At 44.0% G+C, this 22,771-nt stretch carries 17 protein-coding genes; 12 read left to right on the top strand and 5 right to left on the bottom strand.

Annotation, left to right across the window (positions count from 1 at the left end):
- Positions 1–154: 154 nt before the first annotated feature.
- The 6 genes from HMPREF9446_RS00310 to HMPREF9446_RS00285 all read left to right on the top strand — a co-directional run bounded on the left by HMPREF9446_RS00310 (position 155) and on the right by HMPREF9446_RS00285 (position 11,132).
- Positions 155–1,621 carry a TolC family protein gene (locus HMPREF9446_RS00310; RefSeq protein WP_245532233.1) on the top strand — a complete coding sequence of 489 codons (1,467 nt, stop codon included), beginning with the start codon at positions 155–157 and terminating at the stop codon, positions 1,619–1,621.
- Between the two features lie 101 nt (positions 1,622–1,722).
- Complete coding sequence (locus HMPREF9446_RS00305; protein WP_009123447.1) at positions 1,723–2,973, top strand: efflux RND transporter periplasmic adaptor subunit; 1,251 nt, start codon at positions 1,723–1,725, stop codon at positions 2,971–2,973.
- Positions 2,974–2,984: 11 nt separating this feature from the next.
- On the top strand, positions 2,985–5,372 hold the full coding sequence (locus HMPREF9446_RS00300; RefSeq protein WP_009123446.1) for an ABC transporter permease: 2,388 nt from the start codon (positions 2,985–2,987) through the stop codon (positions 5,370–5,372).
- Positions 5,373–5,531: 159 nt separating this feature from the next.
- Positions 5,532–7,931: an ABC transporter permease gene (locus HMPREF9446_RS00295; protein WP_009123445.1), complete on the top strand. Its 2,400-nt coding sequence runs from the start codon at positions 5,532–5,534 to the stop codon at positions 7,929–7,931.
- 37 nt (positions 7,932–7,968) lie between these two features.
- Positions 7,969–8,643, top strand: coding sequence for an ABC transporter ATP-binding protein (locus HMPREF9446_RS00290; protein WP_009123444.1), 675 nt, complete (start codon positions 7,969–7,971; stop codon positions 8,641–8,643).
- Between the two features lie 179 nt (positions 8,644–8,822).
- Positions 8,823–11,132, top strand: coding sequence for an ABC transporter permease (locus HMPREF9446_RS00285; protein ID WP_009123443.1), 2,310 nt, complete (start codon positions 8,823–8,825; stop codon positions 11,130–11,132).
- On the opposite strand, the gene HMPREF9446_RS00280 is transcribed toward HMPREF9446_RS00285, so the two are convergent.
- Entirely contained in the window at positions 11,106–11,792 is a 687-nt protein-coding gene (locus tag HMPREF9446_RS00280; RefSeq protein ID WP_009123442.1) for a hypothetical protein, read from the bottom strand. The genes HMPREF9446_RS00285 and HMPREF9446_RS00280 overlap by 27 nt on opposite strands.
- 272 nt (positions 11,793–12,064) lie before the next feature.
- On the bottom strand, positions 12,065–13,252 hold the full coding sequence (spt, locus tag HMPREF9446_RS00275) for a serine palmitoyltransferase (RefSeq protein WP_009123440.1): 1,188 nt from the start codon (positions 13,250–13,252) through the stop codon (positions 12,065–12,067).
- A 208-nt stretch (positions 13,253–13,460) separates the two neighbouring features.
- On the opposite strand from spt, the gene HMPREF9446_RS00270 reads away from it, so the two are divergent.
- From HMPREF9446_RS00270 to HMPREF9446_RS00255, 4 genes are all read left to right on the top strand, one after another.
- Complete coding sequence (locus HMPREF9446_RS00270; RefSeq protein WP_009123439.1) at positions 13,461–14,501, top strand: diacylglycerol/lipid kinase family protein; 1,041 nt, start codon at positions 13,461–13,463, stop codon at positions 14,499–14,501.
- Positions 14,498–16,747 (top strand): sensor histidine kinase, encoded by a 2,250-nt coding sequence (locus HMPREF9446_RS00265; RefSeq protein WP_410510764.1) that lies wholly within the window; start codon positions 14,498–14,500, stop codon positions 16,745–16,747. Before HMPREF9446_RS00270 ends, HMPREF9446_RS00265 begins: the two co-directional genes overlap by 4 nt.
- Before the next feature lie 127 nt (positions 16,748–16,874).
- The gene (gene aspS, locus HMPREF9446_RS00260; protein ID WP_009123437.1) at positions 16,875–18,632 is read left to right on the top strand and encodes an aspartate--tRNA ligase; all 1,758 of its coding nucleotides are present in this window, start codon (positions 16,875–16,877) and stop codon (positions 18,630–18,632) included.
- 24 nt (positions 18,633–18,656) lie between these two features.
- A complete protein-coding gene (locus tag HMPREF9446_RS00255; RefSeq protein ID WP_009123436.1) occupies positions 18,657–19,037 on the top strand; it encodes a GtrA family protein in 381 nt (126 codons plus the stop codon).
- Here HMPREF9446_RS00255 and HMPREF9446_RS00250 read toward each other — a convergent pair.
- The 3 genes from HMPREF9446_RS00250 to HMPREF9446_RS00240 are packed head-to-tail and all read right to left on the bottom strand — an operon-like array spanning position 19,034 to position 21,630.
- Positions 19,034–19,918, bottom strand: coding sequence for a carbon-nitrogen hydrolase (locus tag HMPREF9446_RS00250; RefSeq protein WP_039968154.1), 885 nt, complete (start codon positions 19,916–19,918; stop codon positions 19,034–19,036). The two genes, HMPREF9446_RS00255 and HMPREF9446_RS00250, sit on opposite strands and share 4 nt — an antisense overlap.
- 51 nt (positions 19,919–19,969) lie before the next feature.
- Positions 19,970–21,082 carry an agmatine deiminase family protein gene (locus HMPREF9446_RS00245; protein ID WP_009123434.1) on the bottom strand — a complete coding sequence of 371 codons (1,113 nt, stop codon included), beginning with the start codon at positions 21,080–21,082 and terminating at the stop codon, positions 19,970–19,972.
- A gap of 11 nt (positions 21,083–21,093) precedes the next feature.
- The gene (locus tag HMPREF9446_RS00240; RefSeq protein WP_009123433.1) at positions 21,094–21,630 is read right to left on the bottom strand and encodes a ferredoxin domain-containing protein; all 537 of its coding nucleotides are present in this window, start codon (positions 21,628–21,630) and stop codon (positions 21,094–21,096) included.
- 83 nt (positions 21,631–21,713) lie between these two features.
- Between HMPREF9446_RS00240 and HMPREF9446_RS00235 the strand changes: the two genes are divergently transcribed.
- Both HMPREF9446_RS00235 and HMPREF9446_RS00230 read left to right on the top strand, forming a co-directional pair.
- Positions 21,714–22,337 (top strand): ABC transporter ATP-binding protein, encoded by a 624-nt coding sequence (locus HMPREF9446_RS00235; protein ID WP_009123432.1) that lies wholly within the window; start codon positions 21,714–21,716, stop codon positions 22,335–22,337.
- 19 nt (positions 22,338–22,356) lie between these two features.
- Positions 22,357–22,638, top strand: coding sequence for a hypothetical protein (locus HMPREF9446_RS00230; protein ID WP_009123431.1), 282 nt, complete (start codon positions 22,357–22,359; stop codon positions 22,636–22,638).
- Positions 22,639–22,771: the final 133 nt, after the last annotated feature.

Below are 22,771 nucleotides of genomic sequence, written 5' to 3'. Positions count from 1 at the left end.
TATGTGCGGATACGCACTGTTTTTGTGCGAAACAGCACACGATATTGCCTTTATCTTTATTGTTATCTTGTTGATGAATAGGTGGTTAAGATTTTGGCACATTGTTTGATTCTTCTTTTTAAAAGAAATAGCCATGCACCGAAATATATTCTTTATGCTCATACTGTGTGGAGCGGCAGTCACCGCCTTTTCCCAGGAACATACGATAGAACTGACTTTAGAGCAGACTATCAACCAGGCTCGTCTGCAGTCTCCTGACGCACAAAACGCCCGGCACAGTTTCCGTTCCGCTTACTGGAACTACAAATATTATCGGGCCAACTACCTGCCGACTCTTAAATTAACCTCCAGCCCCTATCTGAACCGTGCCATTAACAAGGTTACCTTAGGTGACGGCAACGTCAAGTTTGTAGAGCAGAATCTGTTAAGTACCGATCTCACATTAAGTTTGACGCAGAACATTCCTTGGACCGGTGGTACAGTCTTTGTTGAAACGGCCGCACAACGCCTCGATCTTTTCAGCAACGATTCTTATTCATGGCAAACTTCACCTGTAAATATCGGATATAGCCAGTCTCTGTTCGGGTATAATAATCTGAAGTGGGATAGGCGCATAGAGCCTATCCGCTACCGGGAAGCCAAGAAGACCTATGTAGAGACCCTTGAACTGGTAGCCGCCTATGCGACAGAAAAGTTTTTCAATCTTGCCAAAGCCCAAAGCAACTACGAAATAGCCAACACCAATTATGCCAACGCAGACACTTTATATATATATGCCCAAGGACGTTATAACATTGGTACTATTTCCGAAAACGAAATGTTACAGCTTGAGCTCAACAAACTGACGGAAGAAACAAACCGCATGAATGCCCGTATTGAGATGGAAAACTGTATGCAGGAACTTCGCTCGTACCTTGGAATTCAGGAAGACATTGAGATAAAGGCCGGTATCAGCAAGCATGTTCCGGACCTGCATATTGATTTGAATGCAGCTTTGCTGCTAGCCAATGAAAACAGTCCGGAGATACAAAATATGCTGCGCCGAAAATTAGAGAGCGAAAGTGCCGTGTCCAAGGCTCGTGCCAATGCAGGACTGAAAGCTGACATCTACCTGCGCTTCGGATTGACGCAAACTGCCGAGAAGCTGAAGAATGCTTATCAAAGCCCGTTAGACCAACAGTATATCAGTTTAGGCATAACACTTCCTATCTTGGACTGGGGGCGTGGAAAAGGGCAGGTACGTGTAGCACGTTCCAACCGCGACCTCGTTCATACGCAAGTGGAACAAGACAAGACCGATTTCGATTTGAATATACGGAAACTTGTCAAGCAGTTCAATCTGCAGGCACAACGGGTACATATTGCCGCCCGTACGGATGAAACAGCGCAACGACGTGCCGAAGTAGCCCGCAAGCTCTATCTGCTTGGCAAGTCTTCGGTACTCGATCTCAATGCATCCATCACGGAAAAAGATACGGCCCGGAGAAACTACATAACGGCCTTGTACAATTATTGGAGTCTGTACTATACACTGAGAAGCATCACTCTATACGACTTTGAAAAGGATCGGGCACTGGCAGAAGACTTGGAAAAAATTATTGATGAAAAATATATACAGTAACAAAACCGCGGAGTACGCTTTAGTAAAATTCGGAATCCCCCTCTGGAAGCCACTTCCGAAGAAGGAATCTAAAAAGTAAAAAATATACAAAGCATTGCATTATGGATATAAAACTTGAAAAGAAACCCTGGTACATCCGTTATCGCTACTATTTGGCGGGAGGTGCCGCCTTCCTTGCTTTCCTGATTTACGTAGTCGTCCTTTCATTGGGTCCCAGCAAACTACGTATTGAGCAGGACAACATCCAGATAGCCGAAGTCAAGAACGGAAAGTTCATGGAATATGTAGATGTGGAGGGACTGATTCAGCCTATACTCACCATCAAGGTCAACGCACGCGAAGCCGGAAGCGTGGAGCGTATCATAGGAGAGGAGGGAAGTCTGCTCCGGCACGGAGACACCATCCTTGTCTTGGAGAACCCCGACCTGCTGCGCAGCATTGAAGACCAGCGCGATGATTGGGAAAAACAACTCATCACTTACCGTGAGAAAGAAATTGAAATGGAACAGAAAAGTCTGAACCTGCAACAACAAGCCCTGCAGACCGACTATGACCTCAACCGTCTGCGCAAGAGTTTTGCTCTTGACAAGGAGGAGTACCGCATGGGTATCAAGAGCAAGGCGCAACTGGAAGTTTCAGAAGATGAATACAACTACAAAGTGAAGAATGCCCGCCTTCAGCGGGAAAGTCTCCGTCATGATTCTGCCGTGACAGTCATCCGCAAAGATCTTATCCGCAATGACCGTGAACGTGAAAGAAAAAAATATGAACGTGCTTGTGAACGCTTGAACAATCTGGTTATAAAAGCTCCCGTCGCAGGACAGCTGAGTTTTGTAAAAGTTACTCCGGGACAACAGGTTGCGTCCGGAGAGAGTATCGCAGAAATCAAAGTATTAGACCAATATAAGGTACATACTTCCCTCAGCGAATACTATATTGACCGCATCACTACAGGATTGCCTGCCACCATCAATTATCAAGGACGGAAATACCCGTTGCGCATCACGAAAGTGGTTCCCGAAGTCAAGGATCGCATGTTCGACGTAGATCTCGTCTTCGTCGGCGACATGCCCGACAACGTACGTGTAGGCAAGAGCTTCCGGGTACAGATTGAGTTAGGCCAGCCGGAAGAGGCGCTCGTCATCCCGCGCGGCAACTTCTACCAGAGTACCGGCGGACAATGGATTTATAAACTGAACGCCGCAAAGACAAAAGCCGTGCGCGTGCCGATCGGCATCGGTCGCCAAAACCCGCAACAATACGAAATTACGGAAGGTTTGCAGCCCGGAGATTGGGTAATTACAACGGGATATGATACCTTTGGCGAGGCGGAAGAATTGATACTGAAATAAAACGACGAAACATGAAAACACTGAAATACGCTTGGCGCTTCCTGATGCGCTCAAAATCATACACAGTCATAAATTTGGCGGGTCTGGCTTTCAGTCTGGCGTGCTGCATCATACTGACGCGATATATTCATAGAGAATTGACGGTAGATACACATTGCGTGGATCGCAATCATGTATATGGTGTCATTCAAGACATGGATGGCAATAGAGGAATGGCAACCATAGAAAACACCAATGAAGACAGTATATACATTGACCATCGTTACATAGAAAAGCGCACTTCTTTGATTCTGATGGAACAAGATTTTGTGAGTGATGAAGCATCCCGTTACACAGTGCGGACACTTGTAGCAGACAGTTGTTATTTTCAGCTTTTTCCATACCGCATAGTACAAGGAACCCCTATAAAATCTCCTGAATCCGCACTGCTGACTGCAACATGTGCACGTCGTATTTTTGGCCATGACAACCCCATAGGCAAAGTGTTGCATTATTCAAATGGAAAAGATATCACCGTAAGTGGCATTATAGCTGAACCGGCTTGCAAGACAATGATACAATTTGACATTGTGGTGTCAAATACGCTTTCCTCATTTTGGGGACGTATGCCTATTGAATTCGTCCGTTTCATGCCGGGTACAAGCATCAGGAAAATGAACGAACTCGGGAAACAGGCGCGCTGGGTAAATCCGAACTGGAAAAATATAGATGCACGGCAATATACATTTTCGTTCATGCCCATAGCAGATATCTATTGGGAACCCGCTTATGTGCAAAATGCCGGTTGCCCCGCCATGCTTACTTATGGAAACCGTTCCCATCTTTACATTTTATCCTGTGTATGTTTATTGTTATTGCTTACCGGTATTATCAACTTCATCAATCTCTATTTGATAGGCACACAACGGAGAGGAAAAGAGTATGGGCTTAAAAAAATGTTCGGTATAAGGGGGACGGCACTTTTCCTGCAGATATTAACCGAAAACGGGCTTTTAGTTAGTTGCGCTTTATTACTGGCCTGGTTACTGATAGAGATAACGATAATCCCTGTCAGCCGTTTGTTGGAATATCCTTTCACTTATACATCTTTCGACTTCTGGCTTTCTGCCGGGATTTTGGTAGTATTGCCCATATTGACCTCTATCTATCCGTTTGTAAAATACAATTATGCATCACCCGTCAGCTCCATCCGTGATGTCACCCAAAACAAACGTGCTATACACACACGCATTCTTTTCCTTTTTATACAGTACATTTTCACGTTTCTGCTCATCAGTCTTTCTCTTTATTTCAACAAGCAACTTTCGCTCTTATTACACACGCAGCCAGGATTTCGCATAGAAAATGTACTGATAGCCAAGTTAGGGTATGAATCGGAATCGGTGATGCCACGCGAGGAATGGCAGAAAGCCAGAGAAGCCATGTGGCAACGCAGACATGAACTATGGGAGGCACTTGCACAGTGTCCTTTTATTGAACATTTTGAAATGGAAAAACGGCATATACTTTCCGAAGGCTTTAAAGTAACCTACTATAACAATAAAGAGGAGAAAGTAGAGATGAAGTTTTGGTATGCCACTCCCAACTTTTTTAAGTTATACGGTATCAAGATAGTAGAAGGCAACATTCCCGATTTTGAAGGAGAGGGAAGCAGAAGAGAGGTTTTGGTAGCCAACCGGGCAGCCATGAAAGCCTTGCACTACGATAATCTGTCTGAAGCCTTGGTACAGGAAGAGAATGAGCGCCGGTTAAACCCCAATGCTCCTCTGCATCCTATTGTTGCCGTTGTTGAGGATTACTATGACCGCCACTTGAGTGCAGGACATCGTCCCATTATCTACAATGTATGCAAACAGCGCAGTGACGATATGTGCCAAATAGCCTATACCCCCGAACGACTTAAAGATGTACTTGACTATTTGCGCGACACAGAGCTGCGCATCTATGGTTGTACAGACTTCGAATATACTTTATTGGAAGATGAATGGCATAAACTATATCAAAAGGACCGTCAGATAGCGGTTATCTATTCTTGTTTCGCACTGATAGCTGTCTTGATATCCTGTTTAGGGCTATTTGGCATTTCACTTTTTGACATTCGTCAGCGTTATCGGGAAATAGGCATTCGCAAGATCAATGGGGCCGGAATGTGTGATCTCTACCGGTTATTGTTCTGCAAATATATTCTTGTATTAGCCGTGGCATTTATTATAGCTGCTCCTCTGACTTACTATGTCATATACCTATATACACAAGATTTCGCAGTAAAGGCATCCGTAGGTATAGGAATATATGTTATATCGTTGCTGATAGTGACTTTCATCTCACTGGGAACATTGTTTTGGCAAATACACAAGGCTGCGAAGATAAATCCGGCGGAAGTAATAAAGAGCGAATAAAAGCGTGTACTTTCGTACAATATGTGTGCTATACCGCACAGATACAGTAAGACGCTACAAGATTTAATTATTTAATTATAAAATACTTAACTATCTGGCATAATATTTGGATTAAGATTATAATGGAAGCCTATTGAAGACAAATAAAAAACAGAAATCATGATTATACATTATCTAAAAGCAGCATTTAGGAACTTGTTGAAGTACAAGACACAGAATATCATCTCTATTATCGGACTGTCAGTAGGCATACTTTGCTTTAGTATATGCCTATATTGCAGCCGCTATATAAACTCTACCGACAAGTGCTTTACCCATTGGGAACGGATTGCAGATATAAACTTATACACTCCAGCAGAAGAACCTTATTCCGGAACTCCCGCTACGTTGTTTGAAAGTCTGCGCCAATTGCAATTCCAAGAAGTAGAAGCATTTACTTTTGTTGCCTATCCCCGCCCACGTAGCTACAATGTGGAAACTATCGACAAGGAAGAACTGCCTTACGAAGATTTATATGCTATGGAAGTAGATACAGCCTACCATAGCGTGTTCACCCCGGAAGTATTACAAGGTTCATGGGCTGTAGCATCGCAAACTCCCAATGCCGTGATACTGACACGCTCTCTGGCACACAAAATATTTGGTCTCAGAGAGAATCCGATAGGAAAGCGACTGACCTTAGCACAACGGCTTTTCTCTTCACCTGATACCACACCACGAACAGGAGGTACCATCTATACCATACAAGCGATAATAGAAGATATTCCATTGAATACCAGCCTTAGCTTTCTCCAAAAGATTGATATGTTAATATTGAACGATAGCGAAGGACTTATACAATTCGATGGACGAGACAGTATGACCGGTGGACTTACTTTTGCTCTTCTTCGTCCGGGCAAAACATCTGCACAACTCGAAGCAAGTTTCCGTACAATGGACTTGAAGCACACAATATTCAATGAGAAAAATACCGTATCAGCTTCGAATTTCGGGAAACTTTTTCGGGAGAAATCCGTTGCTCCTTACTTTGCCGGAATCACATTCATTGTCGGCCTTTTGATTCTACTGACTGGCCTACTCAACTTTTTTCATTTTTTGACGGGGAGTTATCTGAACCGTTCGCACGAGTTCGGCATTCGTAAAGTAAATGGAAGTAATGGTAAGCAACTATTCTGGTTACTTTTTACCCAAGCCATTATCATTTCGTTCATAGCCTTCTTATTGACTTTCTGTCTGATAGAAATATTTAATCCCTACCTTTCATTCTCTTTATTTGATTTCACATTAGTCATTGAACGGGACTCATTATTGATACAAACAATAGAATATATGGCAGGCATTATTTTGCTATGCTTATTACTATGCTTGTTTACCGTATGGAGAATGAGGTATGCCTCCATCCAGTCAAGTATCTACAAGAACAAATCCAAACGCCACAAACAGAAGATACGAAATTGTCTTTTGGGTATCCAATTTTTCATCTGTTGGTTATTCATAGTCTTTACAGTCGCTTTATATTTGCAGGCTGATAAGACCGGTTCCACACTGTTTAACACACTGACAGAAAAAGAAAAGTCCGAAATCATCAGTATTCCTATGGATTACCGTTTTTTGAAAAATGACGAAAAGCTTGCTCTCATAGAGCGCATCAGTCAACATCCGGATGTAAAAGATAAAATGCTGACAGATATTAATTATCTGAAAGGTATTTCGGGAACAAGCATGCAGACAGAAAAAGATAACCGGGAAAGTAGCCTTGAAGTCAATATAATGAATGTTCCTAATAACTTTTTCGAGTTTATGAATATCCCTATTTTCTCCGGACATGCCCTGAAGACAAATAGTGACATGGTAGCAGACCGTAAACTGGTAGAGCGTATGAAGAAAGATTTACTGGGAACCACCTTGTACAATTATCAAGACAGCTACACGGTATGCGGCATTTGCTCCGATTTTGTAGCCGACACTTACAATCAGAGCCAGGGCTTCGTCTTTCTGCCTTGTGATTTCAAATATTATGTAGGGCATTGCTATTTGAAGTGTGTACCCGGAAAAGTAGAAGTAGTAAAGGCTTTCGTTAAGAAAATGCTGGAAGAGAATCTTCCACCGAGCATACAATTACACATTTCGACCTTGCTGGAAGACATTCACCAAGCGCAAGCCATCGAGAACAACATGAAAGGGATAATCTTATTCTTCTCATTTGTCAGCCTTATAATCACTTTATTAGGCGTCTATTCGGCAATCACACTGGATACGGAACGCAGACAAAAGGAAGTGGCAATCCGTAAAGTAAATGGTGCGGGATTGAAACAGATTATCATATTGTTTGCCCGTACGTATATTTATCAGCTTGTACTCTCGGCAGCGATAGCATTTCCTTTATGTTATGCCATACTACAGTTATGGAAAAGCATGTATATCGTATTCTTTAATGACGGCCTGCTATTTTGGATTTCAATCTTTATAATCGTAGCTGTCATTACTACTCTGACTATTATTTTCCGTATTCTGAAAATAGCAAGGACAAATCCGGCAGAAGTCATTAAAAACGAATAAGAAATGAAATATTTATAAACCATAAAACCAAAGCATTATGATTAAGACAGTAAATCTACAAAAGATTTTCAAAACCGAGGAGGTACAGACTCTGGCCTTGAACGATGTGAACATGGAAGTGAAAGAGGGTGAGTTTGTCGCTATCATGGGACCATCCGGTTGTGGAAAATCCACTTTGCTGAACATTCTCGGTCTGTTGGACAATCCTACATCCGGGGAATATTACTTGAATGGGACGGAAGTATCCAAATATACAGAAGCCCAACGTACCAACTTGCGCAAAGGAGTTATCGGCTTTGTATTCCAAAGTTTCAACTTGATTGATGAACTGAGCGTATACGAAAACATCGAATTGCCGCTGCTTTATATGGGTATTCCTGCTGTCGAGCGAAAACGCCGGGTGGAAACCGCCATGGAACGTATGGCAATCATGCACCGCAGCAAGCATTTCCCGCAACAGTTGTCCGGTGGGCAGCAACAGCGTGTAGCCATTGCCCGTGCCGTGGTCTCCAACCCGAAGCTGATACTTGCCGATGAGCCTACCGGTAACCTCGATTCAAAGAATGGAAAAGAGGTGATGGAACTGCTGAGTGAGTTGAATAAAGAAGGTACCACAATTGTTATGGTGACACACTCACAGCATGATGCCGGATTCGCAAGCCGCGTCATCAATCTGTTTGACGGACAAGTGGTGACAGAAGCCAATTTGTGATAACCCTTGTTCTATTTATGAGTTGGCAATGTACGATTGATGTCACTCCTGAATTTACTAACTGTCTGTCAGCAGGCGGGCGTTTGGCAATACAAATTTCAGTCGTACATCGTCAACTATAGATTTTCTGAACCTTTTATATACATGATATGAACTCTTATCTTTCCTTGAAATTAGTCATGAGAAGCTGGAAACGCAATAAACTGTTTGTTGCCATTTCCCTTGTCAGTCTGGTCGTCGGTATTGCCTGCACCACTTTGTTGATGGCATTTGTGATACACGAATATAACGTTGAGAACAACAACCCCAACAAAAATCGTATTCTGCGGTTGGTTCAGACTCTGCCTTTTGCTCAGCAGGCAGTGGAAGGTACATTCATATACGGTGGAACTGTTCCTCAAATAGTAGCTCAGTTCCCAGAAATAGAGTCTTACTTACGTACGCAAACATTCAAGAATGTAAGGGTAAAGATTGATGGACAAGAATTTCAAAGCTGGAGCTTGGTAGCAGCAGATTCAACATTAACGGCTTTTTTCCCTTTCCATAATATAGCCGGAAAAGTTCAAGACGCATTGCTGAAACCAGGAGACATAGCCGTAAGTGAACTGTTTGCCAAGAAATGTTTCGGTACAACAGATTGTATAGGAAAAAATGTAGATATACTATTGAGCGGAATAGGCATCAGGCGCATCGTTGCCGTATTCAGCCAACCGGAGCAAAGCATGATGCAGACAGACATGCTCCTACCATTGGAAGCTACCGAAAGTTCTGATTGTATGCTATTGCTGAAAGAAGGTACGGATATAAAGAAATTCCGCCAACGTTTCGGAGAAACGGAACTGCCTACTTTGTTGGGAAACGGACACCTTCGTACCCAAACATTGCAGGAATCTTATTTCGATGCTACGGTAAAAGACAGTAATCAAGTTATCAAACATCAGCAGAGCACCTTGTTGGGTGTAGGGCTGTTGTCTGCATTGCTGATTCTATTCATCGGTTGTTTCAACTTTATAAATCTGAGTTTCTCCCGTTTGTTGCGTCAAGTGCACATGCTTCACATTGAATCCATAATGGGAGCTACAAGGTCACAAACGCGCCAACAGCTTTTCTTGGATACTTTTCTGATGGTTCTTGTCGCTTTCCTTTTATCTTTATTGCTGATGAATGACTTATTGCCTGCATTCAATCATATTGTTTCTGCCAAGCTGACAATGGGATATCTGTTCTCATGGCAAGTGTTCCCTCTTATCTTATTGTTTATCATTATATTGTCTGTCATACCAGCAAGTTATATGAGCCGAAGGTTACATTCCATATCCGAAACTAATTACCGTCATTTCTTTACCGGACGCAAAAAACGTTTCATTGTGGCCTTATTGGTAACCATACAATTCATCATCTCCATTGGCTTGATGAGTACATTCATGATTATCCGTTCACAGATGTATCTGATTAAGCAGGAAGAAAGGCACTATGAGGATATTATTAATGTATATGCAGATGCCAATGTACAACCGGCGCTAAAAAACTGGGTAGATGAGGTGAAGAATATAGAAGGGGTAGAAGCAGCAATAACCTCCAATACCGGAATATATCCGATGAGTTTAGGAATCCCGGCCAAGGATGGTTCCGGTGACAATCTGCTCATGTTGGAACTATACGAGGATTGTCCGGAATTCCTGACAATGCATCACATTGAACTGCAAGACTCCCTGCAAGTATTCCATCTAATGTCCCGCACTCCACAACCTGCACTAATCAATGAAACATTCGTGGATTTATTGGTGCCCGAAGGAGAAAATCCTATTGGACAACCCATTTCCAAGTATGTACACGAAAGGGAAGAGCTCACAAAAGGTACAATTATCGGTATAGTAAAGGATTTCAAAAAGTACTCCATGACAGACCATGTAGCTCCCTTACGCATACTCCTTTATGATACCCCACAAGATAATTTCTCAACTTTGGTTATAAAGGTAAAAAAAGGATATAAAGATAAAGTCATTAACCGTATGAGAGAAGCATACGAAAAGAAAAATACGGGCATTACTTTTGAATATGATGATATGTATCAGGAATTTATGTCCTACAATCAGGATGTAACAAACTTCTCACATATCTTATTCATGTACGCTTGTATCAGTATATTCCTTACTCTTTTCGGATTATTTGGCATCACACATTATGCCATCTCGCAGCGTAAACGTGAAATAAGCATCCGTAAAATTCACGGTGCATCCGCCCGCCAGATTCTATGGCTAATCAATTATCCGTTCCTTAGCTATGTAGGCATCGCATTCGTCGTAGCCGTCCCTGTCATTTATCTCTTTATGGCATATTGGCTACAGCAATTTGCATACCATGCCACTCTAAACGTCTTTCACTTTCTGCTACCCTTGCTTTTTACTATAGGCATCACCTGCTTTACGATATGCCTGAATGGATATCGGGCAGCCGTCACCTCATTTCATCCGTGCCGCAATAGCTAATAATACTCCGAGCACTACACCCAATATCGCTGCAAACAGCACCCGCATTTCTCCCGGCAGGAGGAATGTGATGGTGTGTGCCGGATACCAGAAAAAGGGAATTGTTTTCTTGAAGACAAAATTCCATTGTGCATCCCAGTTCAGATGGGTAATGATGCGGGTCATTGGGATAGGGGTGAGGAGGCTGCGAAGAGAGCCGCCACAATCCAGAATATGTGTATCCGTAATCTTATGGAATGTCATGAATACCGGAGCAAATATTGTGTTCATGGCCACTGAAATAGCAAAAGCTATCCATAATTTATCAAAGCAAAACTCCCCGTTTATGATAGTAGCGGCATCTGTCATTCCCATATATTCCATGAATTGCGGTACACCTTTGGAGAAGATAATCATGGCCGTGTTGATTCCCATTCCCAACAGTCCCCACACGACGACACGCGGCAGTATGCCAAATCCTTTTCGGTTATAGACTCCGGCACTGATGCGAAGTCCCAACATCTCACCCAATGTAGCAAGAATTCCGAATTTAATGAAACTCATCACCATGCCATGGGCCGCATTGAAGGATTTATACCAATCGTACACCGCATCACTTACAAAGAACGGTAGAAAAATGGCTGCTAAAACCAGAATGAAAATAAAATCCTGCTTTTTCATACAAAAGATGTGTTTTTCATGAATAGTTTGACAAACATACGAAAAATATTTAGATTAGAAAGACTATTTGTAAAATCAATATATATATTGATTTTACAGCTTTTACCTACACACTTGCATATGCGAATCACATACTAATCACAGCATAACTACTTCATACAACATACCTATCTTAATAAATATTGTGTAGAGTAATGCGTACATAAAAAAAGAACCGTTTATCCAATTCAGACTGACGGTTCTTTTTCCATATTGATTTGTTTGTCAAATTTCTATTTGATGATTTCCAGTGCCTTGAAACATTTAGTCAGTTTATCCACTGCATAATCCACTTGTTCCTTGGTATGGGTAGCCATCAGTGCGACGCGCACCAAAGTATCCTGCGGAGCACATGCGGGAGGGATTACCGGATTGATGAAAATACCTTCATCAAAAGCCAACTTGGTTACCACGAATGTCTTTTCGGTATCACGCACATACAAAGGAATGATAGGAGATTCGGTCTCGCCAATCTCGAAACCGGCATCACGGAATCTTTTCAATGCATAGTTGGTGATGTCCCACAGACGCTGGATACGTTCCGGCTCGGACTTGATGATATGAAGTGCCTCACGGGCAGCTGCTGTAGCGGCAGGCGTACTGCTTGCCTGGAATATATAAGAACGGGCATTGTGGCGCAACCAATTGATAACTTCCTTGTCCCCGGCAATAAAACCGCCGATAGAAGCCAATGATTTACTGAACGTACCCATAATAAGGTCAATATCTTCCGTCACACCGAAGTAATCGCAAACACCACGACCCTGTTTGCCGAATACGCCCAAGCCATGAGCTTCATCCACATAGATACTGGCATTATATTTCTTCTTCAAGCGGACTATTTCGGGCAAATTGGCCAAATCACCTTCCATGGAAAATACTCCGTCCACCACAATCAGTTTCACGGCATCCGGCTCACACTTCTGGAGTTCTTTTTCCAAAGCTTCCATGTCGTTATGCTTGTACTTCAACTGTGTGGCAAAAGCAAGACGGCGTCCGTCCACGATGGAAGCATGGTCACGGTCATCACAAATAATGTAGTCTCCACGCCCCACTACAGCCGGAATAATACCTTCGTTCACCGTAAACCCAGTAGAGAAACAGAGCGCTTCATCCTTACCTACGAATTCAGCCAGTTCTTTCTCCAATTCAACGTGTATGTCGAGCGTACCATTCAAAAAACGGGAACCCGCACAACCGGTACCATATTTTTCTGTGGCAGCGATTGAAGCGTCAATGATTCTTTTATCGTAAGTCAGCCCCATGTATGCATTAGAGCCAAACATCAGGACCTTTTTGCCATCCATCATTACCTCTGTATCCTGATGGCTGTTAATTGTGCGAAAATAAGGATATACGCCTTTCGCCATAAACTGTTGCGGCAAATCGTATTTCGCAAATTTGTCTTGTAGTAAACCCATGAAATGTCTTTTATATTATGAATATTTAATTCTATTAAATACATGTCTTTTTAAAACAGGGGGCAAAGATAGCAAAATATGTGGTTAAATGTTTCATTTACTCTAAAAAAACTGTTCGGACTCGTTTTAAAATGCCCGGATGGTCAAAATATAAAGGATTTATATTATTTTTGCAGGTCAGAAGAATTGCATAATAACATCCTTTTGCATGGACGAAAAGAAAAAAATATCATTTATAATAAATCCGATATCCGGCACACAGGGTAAAGAGCAAGTATTAAAATGGATTGATGAAAGGCTGGATAAAGAAAAGTATGCGCAGGAGGTTGTCTATACCGAGCGTGCAGGCCATGCCGTAGAAATAGCCTCACAAAAAGCCCGGGAAGGGGTACATGCGGTGGTTGCCATCGGAGGAGACGGCACCATCAATGAAATAGCACGTTCGTTGGTACATACCCAGACGGCTTTAGGTATCATTCCCTGTGGCTCGGGCAACGGACTGGCACGCCATCTGCAAATTCCGATGGAACCGAAAAAAGCCATAGACATTATCAATGAAGGGCTGATAGACGTCATTGATTATGGAAAAATCAACGAAGTGCCGTTTTTTTGTACTTGTGGAGTAGGGTTCGATGCTTTTGTCAGCCTGAAATTTTCAAAAGCAGGGAGGAGAGGGCCGCTTACTTATCTGGAAAAAACATTGCTCGAAAGTTTGAAATACCGTCCGGAAACATACGAACTGGAAATGGATGGCAGCACCTTGCGTTATAAGGCGTTCCTGATAGCTTGCGGAAATGCGTCGCAATACGGGAACAATGCCTATATTGCCCCTCAGGCTACTCTGACCGATGGATTGCTGGATGTCACGATACTGGAGCCCTTTACCGTGCTTGATGTACCGTCATTATCTTTCCAGTTATTCAACAAGACCATTGATCAGAACAGTCGTATCAAGACTTTCCGCTGCCAGACGTTGCGCATTCACCGTTCTAAACCGGGAGTTGTACATTTTGATGGAGATCCCATGATGATGGGGAATAATATTGACGTCAAGATTATCCAAAAGGGATTGCAGGTAATCGTTCCACGGACAACTGGAAAAGAGGCTTCCAATGTTTTGCAACGGGCGCAGGATTATATCAACGGGCTCAAACAACTCAATGAAATTTTTGTAGAAGACATTACGCAGAAAAACAAAATGATTATTGATAAAGGAAAAGAACAGATAAAAAAACTGACAAAAATATAGCAGGCATGCAAACAAGACACTTTAAATTGTTCTTTTCTTTTATATTAGTGGGGATGCTGTGTACATGCTGTACGAAAAAGGAGCACAGGCGCATTTTGGTCATACACTCCTACGAAGAAGGGTATGCCGGATATCCCGAATTCAACAATCTCATAGAGAGAGCTTTCCAGAAAAGAGGCATAGAGTCAGATTTACGCATCGTTTATCTTGATTGCGAAAACCACCAAAGTCACCGTGAAATAGCAAAAATAAAAGGCATACTGGATTCTGCGGCAACCTGGAAGCCGGAAATTATCCTCGTAAACGAAGACCAGGCCACTTATTCGCTGCTGAAAAGCAACCATCGGCTGGCCCGGGAGACACCGATTGTCTTTGGCGGCGTAAACTATCCGGACTGGAATCTGATTGGGCAATACCCCAATGTTACGGGGTTTCATGATAAAATAGACTTCAAGGCTAACATTGATATGGCTCGCAATATTCTGAAGTCAAATATCGACTTCTTCACTATCATCGACAGTACTTTTATAGATATGAAATTGCGTGCTGACTTTTCAGAACAAATAAAAAATGAAAAAATAACGGAACTCCACGAATATAAGTTTAAAGAGCGTAGAGATTTGGTAGAAAAAGGCTATACCATTTTTACCGCCGTTCATGTCCGTCTGAAAAACAAGTCAAATGACGCCAGTCTCATTTGGCTTTTAAGAAACCTCTACAAACATTGCTATCTGCAATTCAAGCGCGACTTTACAACCGCTAACATCAGCAATATGGCATCATGCTTAAGCCTGACAACCATCAACGAAGGATTTTCTTTCGGGGAAAAGTTGTTGGGAGGGTACTTTACTCCTTTATCCACTCAAGTCGAAGAGGAAGTGGAAGCGGCAGTCCGCCTGTTGCGTGGCGAGGCTCCCGAAAATATCCCTGTCAGTGAAAGTGCCAAAAAATATCTGGTTGACTGGAAAATCATGCAACAGATCAATATGCCTCTGACTCAGATTCCCCCTCAATATACGGTCATCAATATGCCTTTCAGTGTCAAATACCGGACACTCTGGATTATAATCATAACTGTCTCCGTCCTATCATTCGTATCTCTCATCACTTGGCTGGTGTTTTTATACAAGCGCGAACAAAACAGAAAGAAAAGGGTGTTGCACGCATTGGCCAGCGAAAAAGAAGCCTTGGCACTGGCCATCAAAGGAAGCAATACCTATGCCTGGAAATATGAAGGAAAGACATTTTCATTTGAAAAAGCATTTTGGGAAAAAGTAAATATAGAAATACAGGATGTGGAAATAGACAACTTGATTAACTTCATTCATCCTGACCATAAAGAACTTTTTATCGCCAACTGGAAACGTCTGCCCGAAGCACAGGAAGAAACCTCCCAGGTGCTATGCGATTTCAACGGAAAAGGCTACCAATGGTGGGAATTCCGATATACAACCACAACTTACAGCACAGGAAAGTTCCGTACCGCCGGGCTGCTGATTAATATTCATGCGTTCAAAAAACGTGAGCAAGAGTTGGAAGAGGCCCGTGAATTGGCTGAAAAGGCAGAACTGAAGGAGTCTTTCCTTGCTAATATGAGCCACGAAATCCGTACGCCGCTGAATGCCATCGTGGGCTTTTCCACCATATTGGCATCTGATGAGGAGCTGCTTGCAGATGAGAGGCGAGAATTCATACAAACCATCAACCAAAATAACGAACTTCTGCTGAAACTCATCAATGATATCCTGGACCTGTCCCGTCTTGAATCAGGACAAATGTCTTTTATTATCGAGAAATGCCGGGTAAAAGAACTCATAGAAGGGATATATCTTACCCAACAGATGCTGATACCTTCACAGCTGGAATTTCGGAAAGAGGCAAAAGCAGGAATTCCGCTGGAAGTGGACGTTGACAAAAACCGGCTTGTTCAAGTAGTGACAAACTTTGTGGGCAATGCTTGCAAGTTTACCAAAGAGGGGAGCATCACTATAGGTTATGATTACCACCCGGAAACGGAAGAAGCGGCAATATATGTGGAAGACACAGGGGTAGGAATAGACCCTGCCGAGCAGAAAATTATCTTCAGCCGCTTCTATAAGCATAATGAATTTGCCAAGGGATCGGGCTTGGGATTGTCAATATGCCAGAGTATAGTTGAAAGGCTAAACGGAAGGATTGAGCTATGGTCGGAGAAAGGGAAAGGAAGCCGTTTTACTATAATGCTGCCCTGCAAAGCTATTTTATAAAATAAACTGTCGCTGATTGGTGCGTCATATAATATGTTTTGCGTATTTTTGCACAATATTCATGCAATGCATTTATAAAGTTGACAGTAAATAATGAACTGTAGAATTTAAATTATATATATAAATTATGTATAGATCACATACCTGCGGAGAGCTCCGGATCTCCGATGTTAACAAGCAAGTGACACTTGCAGGCTGGGTACAACGCAGCCGCAAAATGGGAGGCATGACTTTCATTGACCTTCGCGACCGTTATGGAATTACCCAATTGGTATTCAACGAAGAAGTAAACGCTGAACTTTGCGAACGTGCCAACCGTCTGGGACGTGAATTCGTCATCCAGATAGAAGGTACGGTAAACGAGCGTTTCAGTAAAAACAGCCATATACCTACCGGTGACATTGAAATTATCGTGTCAGAGCTGAATGTCCTGAACTCCTCGTTGACTCCTCCTTTCACTATTGAGGAAAATACGGACGGTGGTGACGATATCCGCATGAAATACCGTTATCTGGACTTGCGCCGTGCCAATGTACGCAGCAATCTGGAACTTCGCCATAAAATGACCATCGAGGTACGCAAATACCTTGACAGCCAAGGATTCATTGAAGTGGAGACTCCGATTCTGGTAGGTTCCACCCCGGAAGGTGCCCGCGATTTCGTTGTTCCTTCACGCATGAATCCGGGACAGTTCTATGCTCTGCCGCAGAGTCCGCAGACTTTGAAGCAGCTGCTGATGGTTTCCGGCTTTGACCGTTACTTCCAGATTGCCAAATGTTTCCGTGATGAAGATTTGCGTGCCGACCGCCAGCCCGAATTTACCCAGATAGACTGTGAGATGTCTTTCGTGGAACAGGATGACATCATCAACCTGTTCGAAGGAATGGCGAAGTATCTGTTTAAAGAAATCCGCGGTGTGGAATTGACCGGACCCTTCCTTCGCATGCCGTGGGCAGACGCCATGAAGTACTACGGAAGCGACAAGCCCGACCTCCGCTTCGGCATGAAGTTTGTCGAGTTGATGGGTATACTGAAAGGACACGGTTTCACCGTATTCGACAATGCCGCCTACATCGGAGGTATCTGTGCAGAGGGTGCCGCAAGTTATACCCGCAAGCAGCTGGATGCACTGACTGAATTCGTGAAGAGACCGCAAATCGGAGCAAAAGGCATGGTATATGCCCGTGTAGAAGCGGACGGAAATGTAAAGTCAAGCGTTGATAAATTCTATACCCAGGAAGTGTTGCAGGAAATGAAAGCTGCATTCGGTGCAAAACCGGGTGACTTGATTCTGATTTTGAGCGGTGACGATGCCATGAAGACCCGCAAGCAACTTTGCGAGCTTCGTCTGGAGATGGGTAACCAATTGGGCCTGCGCGACAAGAACCAGTTCGCTCTTTTGTGGGTGGTCGATTTCCCGATGTTCGAGTGGAGCGAAGAAGAAGGCCGTCTGATGGCTATGCATCACCCGTTTACCCATCCGAAAGAGGAAGATATACCTTTGTTGGATACCGACCCGGCAGCTGTCCGTGCAGATGCATACGACATGGTATGCAACGGTATCGAGGTAGGAGGCGGTTCTATCCGTATCCACGACGCACAGTTGCAGGCCAAGATGTTCGAGATTCTGGGATTCACTCCCGAAAAGGCGCAAGAGCAGTTCGGCTTCCTGATGAATGCCTTCAAGTACGGTGCACCCCCTCACGGTGGTCTGGCTTACGGTCTTGACCGTTGGGTAAGTATTTTTGCCGGTCTTGACAGTATCCGTGACTGTATCGCCTTCCCGAAGAACAATAGCGGACGCGATGTGATGTTGGATGCGCCTTCTGCCATTGATCAGAAGCAACTGGATGAGCTGAACCTTGTTGTCGAGGTAAAAGAATAAAGGCGGTATATAAAGCAGGAAAGAGTGAAAGAGTCCACACGCATTTTCCGTTTTGCAGTAATCGGTACACTCAATGCCTTGATCATGGCCGCTACCGTCTGGGTAATGATGGATGAATTGGATATCAATTACATGCTTTCCAATGTAACTGCTTACATACTTGCACAGATTCACAACTTCATCTGGTGCAAGTATTGGATATTCCCTTCAAAAAAGAAGAGCAACACTTGGCAACAAGTGCTGCTCTTTTCCATAGCTTTCGGAATGGCATACGGAGCACAGTTCACCTTCCTTATCGGATTGGTGGAAGGACTGGATTGTGACGAGTATCTGGCCCAGTTCCTGGGATTATTTGTATATGGAGGAGTGAACTTCCTGATGAACAAGAAGTTCACCTTTTGCTAATCCAGAAAGCGTTTCGTCAGTCCGTCGTATGCATCTATCCTGCGGTCGCGCAAGAACGGCCACCAACGGCGTACGTTTTCCGAACGTTCCAAATCTATTTCCACTACGATGTTTTCCGGACGGTCATTTCCTGCTTGTGCCAAAAACTCACCTTGAGGTCCGGCAACAAAACTGTTTCCCCAGAATAAGATACCGTTAGTCTGCATGGATGGGTCCGGTTCATGCCCCACACGATTGACTGATATCACCGGTAATCCGTTAGCCACGGCATGGCCGCGCTGTGAAATTATCCAGGCATTGAGCTGGCGTGCCTTCTCGTCATCCGTATCGGTGCTTTCCCAACCGATGGCAGTAGGATAAATCAATAATTCCGCACCTTTCAACGCCATCAGACGAGCGGCTTCCGGATACCACTGGTCCCAGCACACCAATACTCCTAATTTACCCAGAGATGTCTGGATAGGTTCAAAACCTATATCACCGGGAGTAAAATAGAATTTTTCATAATAGGCGGGATCATCCGGAATATGCATCTTCCTGTATTTTCCGGCAATGCTTCCGTCACGTTCGAAAACTACGGCTGTATTATGGTACAGGCCCGGTGCACGTTTCTCGAACAAGGAAGTAACCAGCACAATATTGTTGGCCGCGGCCAATTCCGAATAAAATCCGGTAGAAGGGCCGGGAATAGGTTCCGCCAGATCAAACAACTGTGTATTTTCCGTTTGACAGAAGTACAGGGAGTTGTGCAGTTCCTGCAATACCACCAGTTGCGCCCCATGGGCGGCACAGGCTTCAATGCTCTTGGCCAGGTTCATGAGGTTGGTCCGAAGGTCGGACGTATTGGCTTGTTGAACAATACCGACTTTTATTTTTCTCATCATCAAAATATTTACTGTTTTACGACTTAATTTTGCACGGAGTGCTGAATATTATAATATTCCCACAGGATATTGCATGGTCACACAATGCAGCGAGCCATGCTGTCTGATCAAGGCCCTGCAATCGATGCCTACAATCTCATGATCCGGAAAGGCCTCATGCAATACCTCCTTGGCACGTGCATCGTTTTCCGGCTGCCCATAAGTAGGATAGAGCACAGCATCATTCATGATCAGGAAATTGGCGTATGTAGCCGGGAGGCGTTCTCCGTCTTCCTCTATTCTGTCAGCCATAGGCAAGGCCAGCAAGCGGTAGGGCTCACCGTCCAGCGTACGGAAAGTCTTAAGCTGCTCTTCCATTTTGTGAAGTTCCCCATAATGTTCGTCCCGCACATCAGTACATTGTACGTATGCAATGGTATTCGGCGAACAAAAACGGGCAAGAGTATCGATGTGGCTATCTGTGTCATCTCCTGCCAAATAGCCGTGATCCAACCAAAGCACACGCTCCAGGTGGAAAACGGAACGGAGGTATTCTTCTATCTCCACCCGGTTCATCTGCCCGTTGCGGTTAGGAGAGAGAAGACACTCGGAGGTGGTGAGCAGCGTACCCATGCCATCACTTTCAATGGAGCCGCCTTCAAGGACAAAACCCAGGCGGTTTGTGTAGCGTCCTTGCAACATGCCGGCTTCCACGGCATGCCGTGTAATCAGATTGTCTTTGTCAGAAGCGAATTTCAGTCCCCATCCGTTGAACTTAAAATCGAGCAGGGAAGGGCCTTCGGCATCCAACATGGTTATGGCTCCATGATCGCGCGCCCAGGTATCATTTGTCCCGCACTTGAAGAAACGCACATTATCCATATTGACCACAGCCGCAATTTGCCGCTTCACATCTTCCGGTTCCGGAGTTACGACAAGCAGTTTTTCACGCAAGGCTATTTCACGGGCAATAGCCACGAAACATTCCTGCACTTCATCCAGCATATATGCCCAATCGGTTCCGGCATGGGGCCAAGTCAATTGTACGCCACTCTGAAGCGCCCACTCGGCAGGCAGCAGGGGAGCGCGCATCTCCACCTGTACGGTCATGTTCTTGCCAAAGCGCACTTGGTAATCTTTCTCTGTAGCTCCCCCCATCGGGAGTCCGACGATAATTCCCATAATCAGTCCGGTTATTCTTTTTCTTTCGGTTTACGGTCAAAAAACGGATTCTTGGAAGATGCGCTGACCGGTATGGCAAACACATTCTTACAGCCTTTCAGCCAGTCCAGACGTTGGGCGGCAAGCCCCGCCGAGAACATGACACGGGTATCTACACGCATATCGGCTGCCATGGCACAGGCCGAACCGATGGCGATACCCACATCAATGGTATTCAAGGCGCACGGGACCCCGTCGGTCCGCCCGGCGCAAGTGGAGAAACCGCAATGCCCACAGTTCAAGCCCTGGGCTTGCTCGCGCGTACCTATTATAACTACACATTCGGACTGCAAGATATTGTCCGCATCCCGCAGAAAAAACTTCATGCCATGTTCTTCAACCATGGCAACCATTTTCTCGGCCAGCTTCTTTATGTCTTCACCAGTAACCAATGCTGCTTCAATGATATCCACACCCTTGCCTTTAGGAGCTGTACGTGCAGCGGTCAACATTTGCCTTGCCACATCCAGTACATGTTCATGGCGGCAATCACGTTCGTTCTGTATCATAGTTCTCTGAATTAATTAGTGAGACAAAGATAGTACAAATATTTTTTTCTATATCTTTGTCCAAGATAAATTAAAGAAACGACATGCTCCAAATAGAAAATGCCTGTATCGCCTATGGCAATCATGTACTTTTTTCAGGATTCAGCCTGCATCTGAACCGGGGAGAGATTGCAAGCATTTCCGGCCCTTCGGGGTGTGGAAAAACATCCTTGTTGAATGCGGTATTGGGTTTCACGCCCTTGAAAGAAGGGAGCATCACACTGAACGGCATCTTGCTGGAAAAAGGAAGCGTGGATATGATCCGTAAACAGACAGCATGGATTCCACAAGAACTGGCATTGCCTCTGGAGTGGGTGAAGGATATGGTACAGTTACCCTTCGGTCTGAAAGCCAACCGGGAGAGTCCTTTTTCCGAGTCCCTGCTATTTACCTATTTTGAAGAGTTGGGGCTTGAGCCGGAATTGTATCACAAGCGAGTCAATGAAGTTTCGGGCGGGCAGCGCCAACGCATGATGATAGCCGTAGCATCCATGATCGGGAAACCTCTGATTATGGTTGATGAACCGACTTCTGCCCTGGATCCGGACTCCACTGGGAAGGTACTTTCCTTTTTTCGGCAACAAACCGAAAAAGGAAGCAGTATATTGGCCGTTTCACATGACGAAGGATTCTCTTCCGGATGCGACCAACACATTAGAATGCAATAAAATTTATAAAACAGGTATCATGAGTTTTGCAGGATTTGTTTTTGATATGATACGGCGTGACAAGGAAAACCGCGATTTACGCAACCTTCGTAAGGAACGCCTGGACAGCCGTTTAGACAAAATGTATAAAGGGCATAACAATATACCCCGAAATACCACAGCTGAAGACATGAAAAAGATACAACAGCAAACGGCAAGAAAAGAAAAGGCAGAGCTGAATTACAGTACCAAGATGACATTGATAATATTGGGGATATGTATTCTGACAGCTTCATTACTGGTACTCATGTTTATCAAATAGAATATTCTCCTATTTTTCCTCCTTTCGATTAGTATGCTTGCATGCTGATATTAAATCATTCCACCACGGAAGAAAAATCGTTCCACCGTGGTGGAATGATTTTTTCTCTATGGTGGAACGATTTAATAGTTGC

The sequence above is a fragment of the Bacteroides fluxus YIT 12057 genome (assembly GCF_000195635.1).
Lineage (GTDB): Bacteria > Bacteroidota > Bacteroidia > Bacteroidales > Bacteroidaceae > Bacteroides > Bacteroides fluxus.
Note: the sequence above shows the minus strand (reverse complement) of the source record. Positions and strands in the feature narration are given on the sequence as shown.